Origin of the sequence: Roseicyclus sp. (assembly GCF_052168335.1) — a bacterium.
GTDB lineage: Bacteria > Pseudomonadota > Alphaproteobacteria > Rhodobacterales > Rhodobacteraceae > Roseibacterium.
In genome coordinates this window covers 1-6412 of sequence record NZ_JBQLZP010000615.1, presented here as the reverse complement: position 1 = coordinate 6412, position 6412 = coordinate 1, and the positions used below count along the sequence as shown (strand labels likewise).

Annotated in this window: 6 protein-coding genes; all 6 read right to left on the bottom strand. The window is 70.6% G+C overall.

Annotation, left to right across the window (positions count from 1 at the left end; translation table 11 throughout):
* A partial coding sequence (locus ACTS11_RS18910; RefSeq protein ID WP_442641840.1) for an alpha-glucosidase occupies window positions 1–1389 on the bottom strand: 1389 nt, incomplete at its 3' end.
* Window positions 1390–1651: 262 nt separating this feature from the next.
* A complete protein-coding gene (locus ACTS11_RS18905) occupies window positions 1652–2722 on the bottom strand; it encodes an AI-2E family transporter (protein ID WP_442641839.1) in 1071 nt (356 codons plus the stop codon).
* Window positions 2723–2998: 276 nt separating this feature from the next.
* Window positions 2999–4495, bottom strand: coding sequence for a tripartite tricarboxylate transporter permease (locus ACTS11_RS18900; protein WP_442641838.1), 1497 nt, complete (start codon window positions 4493–4495; stop codon window positions 2999–3001).
* Entirely contained in the window at window positions 4492–4938 is a 447-nt protein-coding gene (locus tag ACTS11_RS18895) for a tripartite tricarboxylate transporter TctB family protein (RefSeq protein ID WP_442641837.1), read from the bottom strand. Before ACTS11_RS18895 ends, ACTS11_RS18900 begins: the two co-directional genes overlap by 4 nt.
* 11 nt (window positions 4939–4949) lie before the next feature.
* On the bottom strand, window positions 4950–5930 hold the full coding sequence (locus ACTS11_RS18890; RefSeq protein ID WP_442641836.1) for a Bug family tripartite tricarboxylate transporter substrate binding protein: 981 nt from the start codon (window positions 5928–5930) through the stop codon (window positions 4950–4952).
* A 71-nt stretch (window positions 5931–6001) separates the two neighbouring features.
* On the bottom strand, window positions 6002–6412 hold a 411-nt coding region (locus ACTS11_RS18885; protein ID WP_442641835.1), incomplete at its 5' end, for an amidohydrolase family protein.

Genomic DNA, 6412 nt, shown 5'->3' with positions numbered 1-6412 from the left:
CATCTCGCGGCGCAGGGCGATCAGCCTCCGGTAGTGCTGGAAGACGCCGTCGGGATCGGCGCGGTCCGCCTCCACGTTGATCTCGGTGTGGTTGCCGTTGACCTCGATCCAGGGGCTCCCGTCGGTGAAGCCCGCGTTGCGGCCCGCGGTCCAGTGCATCGGCGTCCGCGCGTTGTCGCGGCCGAATGCCCGTGCCGCCGCGAGGAACGCCTCGGGCGTCATGCCGCCCGCGATCCGCTCGCCGTAATGGCGCAGCGTCTCGAGATCGCGATACTGGTCGATCCGGGTGAAGCGCGCATTGGTCATGCCGATCTCCTCGCCCTGGTAGACGAACGGCGTGCCCTTCATGAGATGCATCACCGTGGCCAGCGTTTTCGCGGAGGCGACGCGATGCTCCCCGTCCGAGCCGAAGCGCGAGACCTGCCGGGGCAGGTCGTGGTTCGACAGGAAGAGCGCGTTCCACCCGTCCTCCGACAGCGCGGCCTGCCAGGCGTTCATGATGCGCTTGAAGGCCACCAGGTCGACGTCCCGCGCGCCCCACTTGCCGCTCAGCGGGTCCCAGCCCTCGACCACGTGGTCGAACTGGAACAGCATGTCGAGCTCGTTGCGGTCCCTCCCGGAGTAGAGGCGCGCGGTCTCTGTCGAGGCGCCCCAGGATTCGCCGATCGTCACGATGTCGCGTCCCGCGAGAACCTCGCGGTGCATCTCCCGGAGGTGATCGTGGAGCGTCGGCCCCTCCTCGTAGATCCGCGCGTCCACGTCCTTGCCGATGAGGCTGATGACATCCATCCGGAAGCCCGCGATCCCGCGGTCGAGCCACCAGCGCATCATGTCCCAGATCTCGGCCCGCAGGGCCGGATTGCTCCAGTTCAGATCCGGCTGCTCGGCGCTGAAATGGCCGTAGTGGTAGAGGCCGACCTCCTCGACCCAATGCCAGGCGGGCCCGCCGAAGACGGCCTGCTGGTCGTCCGGCGGCGCGCCGTCGGCGCCTTGTGCCCGCCAGATGTAGAAGTCGTGTTCGGGCGCGCGCGGGTCGGCACGGGCGGTCCGGAACCAGTCGTGGTCCGAGGAGGTGTGGTTGACGACCAGGTCCATGACGACGCCGATGCCGCGGTCGCGCGCCCTGGCGACGAGGGTGTCGAGATCCTCCAGCGTGCCGAACTCCGGAGCGATCGTGCGATAGTCGGAGATGTCGTAGCCGTTGTCGGCCATGGGCGAGGCGTAGACCGGCGACAGCCAGAGGAAGCCGATCCCGAGATCGGCGAGATGATCGAGCTTCGAGACGATGCCGGGGATGTCGCCGACGCCGTCGCCGTTCCGGTCGAAGAAGCTCCGCGGGTAGACCTGGTACCCGGTGGCGGCCTGCCACCAGCGCTCGTCTCTCGTCATCTTCCCCTCCATCTCGCGCCTTCAGCGACAACCGGCAGCGATGGGTTCCGTTGCATCGGACCGCCGAGGCCCGGTTCCGCGGAGCCGCCACACGCCCGTGGCGCCCTGCGACGGCACGATTGGCCCCGTCGCGATGCTCACCGATCCCGGCCCGAGAGGAAACCGAAGACATGCTGGGGCGTGGCCCGGGAGGCCGCGCCGCGTCGCATCCGGCGGCATGGCCGACCGTCGCCGGGATCTCGAGGGGCGGGGCGTGGTGGTGCTATGTCTCGTCCGACAGCGGCTTCTCCGTCCTCGTCTCGGCTCCCCGACCCGACAGGAAATGCCCGAGACCCTCGAGAGCCGGGATCTGCTCGCAGAAGGTCCTGAGCGTGACGAGGAGGGGCGTCGCGACGAGCATGCCGACCACCGACCAAAGCCACGCGAACAGCGTCACCGACAGGAACACGACGACCGTGTTGAGGCTGAGGTTGCGTCCGACGAAGTAGGGCGTGACGATCTGGCCCTCGAGAGAGGTGAGCGCGAAATAGGTGGCGCCCACGAGCAGCGCCTGCTGGGCGACATCGAGGCTCACCAGCCCCACGAGCGTCGCGATGACGACGCCCAGGATGGCTCCGAGGTAGGGAATGTAGTTGAGGAGAAACGCGAGGATCCCGAAGAGCACGGGGTTCGGCATGCCGAAGACCCACATCGCGACGCCCACGCAGACGCCGAGACCCGCATTGACGAGGGTGATGGTGAACAGATAGCGGGACAGCTTCCGCTCGATGTCGTAGGCGATCCTGATGGCGCGCCGCTTGTCGCGGAAGGTCGGCAGGACATGCACGAGCTTCTCGTAGAACATGTCGCCCGACGACAGCAGGAAGAACATCAGGACCAGGGTGAACACGATCTGCGCCAGGACCGTCGGCAGGGTCAGGAGATAGGCCATGAGCCCGCTGTCTTCCTCCACGCGAACCCGCTGAACGCCCGGCTCCTCCTCGTCGCCGCCGCCGTCGGCGAGGTCGTCCACCTGTTCGGCGGCTTCCTGGACGCCCTCGGTGGCTTCGAGGATGTCCCCGAGTTTCTCCCGGACCTCGAACCCGATCATCGGCGCGCGCTCGACCCATTGGCCGACCGGACCGGACAGGCTGAACACGCCGAAGAAGAGCGTCAGCAGCAACGTGCCGACGATGAGGGAGGCCGCGACACCAGACCCGAGGCCCCACCGTTCCATCCGGCGCCTGACCGGCGTGAAGACGAGGTGCAGGAGGACGCCGAGGACGACCGGCATCAGGAACGCGCGCGCATAGGCCATGCCCGCGACCAGCAGCATCAGGAAGATGCCGACCACGGCCCAGCGTGGCGCGAAGACGAGCCGAAACTCGGCTGTGTCGGATGCGGCGTCGTCCGGGCCGGCGTTCGTGGCGCCGGAAGCGCCGCTCGGGTTGGCGGCTTGACGGCGTTCGTGAGGATCATGGACCACAGGTGCCGCCTCGATCTGGAAGGGTATGGAATGGCAGCCGGACACCATGGCCGTGCTCGACGCGCTGGCCAACGGTTGAACGGCAGTACGGGTTCCCGCGGCGCGGCCGAACGGGCGGCATCCGGCCGTCGTCGCGCGCGTGCGTCAGCCGCGGGCGCGCCGCCTGCGTCCCCAGGCCTGCCAGGCCGACAGCAGGAGCAGCGCGACCGTCGCGGCCACGAAGCCGGCGGCGATCGGCCGTTCAAGGAAAACCATCGGGTCGCCGCGCGAGATCAGGAGCGCCCGGCGCAGGTGCGTCTCGATCAGCGGGCCGAGCACGAAGCCCAGAAGCAGCAGCGCCGGGCTGAACCGCGCCAGCGCCAGCAGGTAGCCTGCAAGCCCGATCAGCGCCACGGCGGCGATATCGTAGGTGAGCCCCCGGACCGAGTAGACGCCGAGGCAGAGGAAGACGAGGATCGCGGGATAGAGCCAGCGGAACGGGATGCGCAGCATCGCCACCCAGATGCCGATGAGCGGCAGGTTCAGGATCAGCAGGATCAGGTTCCCGATCCCGAAGCTCGCCACGAGGCCCCAGAACATGTCGGGCCGCGCCTCGAGCATCAGGGGGCCGGGCTGGATGCCGTGGATGACGAGGGCGCCGAGCATCAGCGCCATGATCGGGTCGCCGGGAATGCCGAGCGTCAGCGTCGGGACGAAGGCGGTGATGGAGGCCGAGTTGTTCGCGGCCTCGGGGCCCGCGATGCCCTCGACCGCGCCGTTGCCGAAGCGCTCGGGCTGCCGCGCGACGCGCCGCTCCATCGCGTAGCTGAGAAAGGAGGAGAGCGTCGATCCCGTCCCCGGCAGGGCGCCGAAGAAGCTGCCGAGCGCGCTGCCGCGCAGGGTGGGCCAGCCCATCCGCCGCAGCTCCTCGCGCGAGGGCATCAGGCGGCGGAGGCCGATGCGCTCGGACAGGCTCTGCCGCTCGGGGTCGCGCACGTTTGCGATGACCTCGGCCACGCCGAAGAGGCCCATGGCGAGCGCGACGAGGTTGATGCCGTCGAGCAGTTCCGTCTGCCCGAAGGTGAAGCGCTGAACGCCCGAGTTCACGTCCGTGCCCACCGTCCCGAGCAGGAGACCGAGCACCACCATCGCGAAGCCCTTGGCGGGCCGCGCCGTCCCGATCGTGGAGGCCGCGACGAGGCCGAGGATCATCATCGCCGCGTAGTCCGCCGCGCCGAAGGCCGTGGCCGCGCGCGACAGCCAGCCGGCGAGGACGACGAGGACCACGATCCCGATGACCGACCCCGCGAAGGACGAGGCCATCGCCGCGAAGAGCGCGACGCCCGCGCGCCCCTGCTGCGCCATCGGGTAGCCGTCGAGCGTGGTGACCGCCGATTGCGGCGTGCCGGGCAGCCGCATCAGGATCGAGGCGACCGCGCCGCCGTATTGCGCGCCGTAGTAGACGCCCGCCAGCATGATGAGCGCGGCCTCGGGCGTGATGTAGTAGGTGACGGGCAGGAGGAGCGAGATCGCCGCCATCGCGCCGATCCCCGGCAGGACGCCCACGAAGGTGCCGAGGACGACGCCGAGCAGGCAATAGACCAGGACCTCGGGCTGGAGCGCGAAGCCGATGCCGTAGAGAAGCCCCTCCCAGGTCGTCACGGCAGGCGCGGCCAGAGGGGCAGGGTCATCCGCAGGCCGAGGCTGAAGACGACGAGCGTGATCGCGGTCACGGCGAGCGCGAGAAGGACGCGCCAGCGCCAGCCGGCATGCGGCGCGGCGAGGCTCGCCACGAGGACGGAGGCCGCGGTGGCCAGCGCCAGGCCCAGGAGGCGCAGGCCGAAGCCGAAGATCAGGATGGCGCCGAGGACCGCCGCCACCGAGCCGAGGTCGATCCGCGGCGCCTCGCCCGGCCGGACCAGGGCGGGCAGCGCCACGATCAGGCCGAGCCCGAGGAGGAGCCCGCCCAGCACCGCCGGGAAGAAGCCCGGCCCCATCTGCCGGAGCGTGCCGAGATCGTAGTGGCCGAGGGCCCAGCCGAGTGCCAGGCCCCCGATGCCGGCGAGCGCGAGCCCGCCCAGGACGTCGGGCCAGTCGCGGTTCACCGGCGCGCGGCCTATTGCTGCGCCTGGACCCGGTCGATGACCGCGCCCCACATTTCGGTGTCGGCCGCGATGCGCTCGGCGAGGTCGCCTTGCGTGCCGGGCGCGGCGCTCCAGCCCATGTTCAGGAGCTGCTCCTGGACGGCGGGGTCGGACAGGATGTCGTTGATCTCGGCGTTCAGGCGCTCGACCACCGCGGGGTCGGTGCCCGCGGGCGCGATGAAGGCGTTCCAGAGCTCGGCGCGGAAGTCGTCCGGCAGGCCCGCCTGGCCCGCGAGCACCGGCACGTCGGGCGCCTGCGGGAAGGGTTCGGCCGAGGTGATGCCGAGCATCCGCATGGTGCCGGCCTCGACATGGGGCAGGGCGGCCGACGGCGCCATGAAGCCCGCGTCGATCTCGCCGCCCATGATCGAGGTCGTGACCTCGGCGTAGCTGGTGAAGGGAACGTGCAGCATCTCGACGCCCGCCTCGGCGGCGAAGAGCTCGGCCGTCAGGTGCGCGCCCGAGCCCTGGCCGACCGAACCGTAGGCGATCGCCTCGGGCTCGGCTCCGGCGGCGGCGATGAAGCCGCCGACATCGGTGATCTCGGAGGCTGAGGAGACGGCGAGGACCAGCGGCGAGGTGGCGATCAGCGTCACGGGCACGATGTCCGTCGCGACGTCGTAGCCGGTGTCGTCCATCATCCGCTGCGAGGTCGTCATCGGGCCGTTGATCGTGGTGCCGAACGTGTGCCCGTCGCCCGCGGCGGCCAGCATCTGCTGGATGCCGATGACGCCGCCTGCGCCGGGACGGTTCTCGACCACGATGGGCTGGCCGAGGCGCTCGGCGAGCGGGTCGGTGATGATCCGCGCCAGCACGTCGGGCGAGGAGCCGGCCGGGAAGCCGACATAGACATGCACGGGTCCGGTGGGCCATGCGTCCTGCGCGGCGGCGGGAACGGCGGCGAAGGCCAGGCCGAGGCCGAGCGCGGCGGAGCGCGTCAGGTGGTTCGTCATCTTGGTGTCCTCCCTATCGGTCCGTGGAGAGGACACCATGCGCGGCGCGGGTTCAACCGGCTTCGCGCGCCTCAGGGGCCGAAGAGCTGCGGCGCGGGCCGGTCGAATGTCGGGCGTCCCTCGAACCAGCCGGCGCGGGCGGGCGCGACGGCGCGCACCGCGCCCGCCGCATCCGGCGCCGCGAGCATCACCATCGTCGCGGGGCCGCCCACCTCGAGGCGGTGCGGCAGGCCGAGGAGTGCCGCCGCATCCTGCGCCACCATGGCGAAGCAGGCCTCCATCTCGGCGTCGGTCGACAGGTGCGCGACATTGGCGAAGAGGTTCGCCATGCGCACGAGGTTGGCGTCGCCATAGGGCGTGAAGGGGTTCATGATGTTGTTGGACGCCACCGCGCAGCGCACGCCCTGGCGCGCCATCGCGGCGAGGGGCGCCACACCGCGCGGCTGGAGCCTGTCGGCCTCGCGCCCCATCAGGAAGAGGTC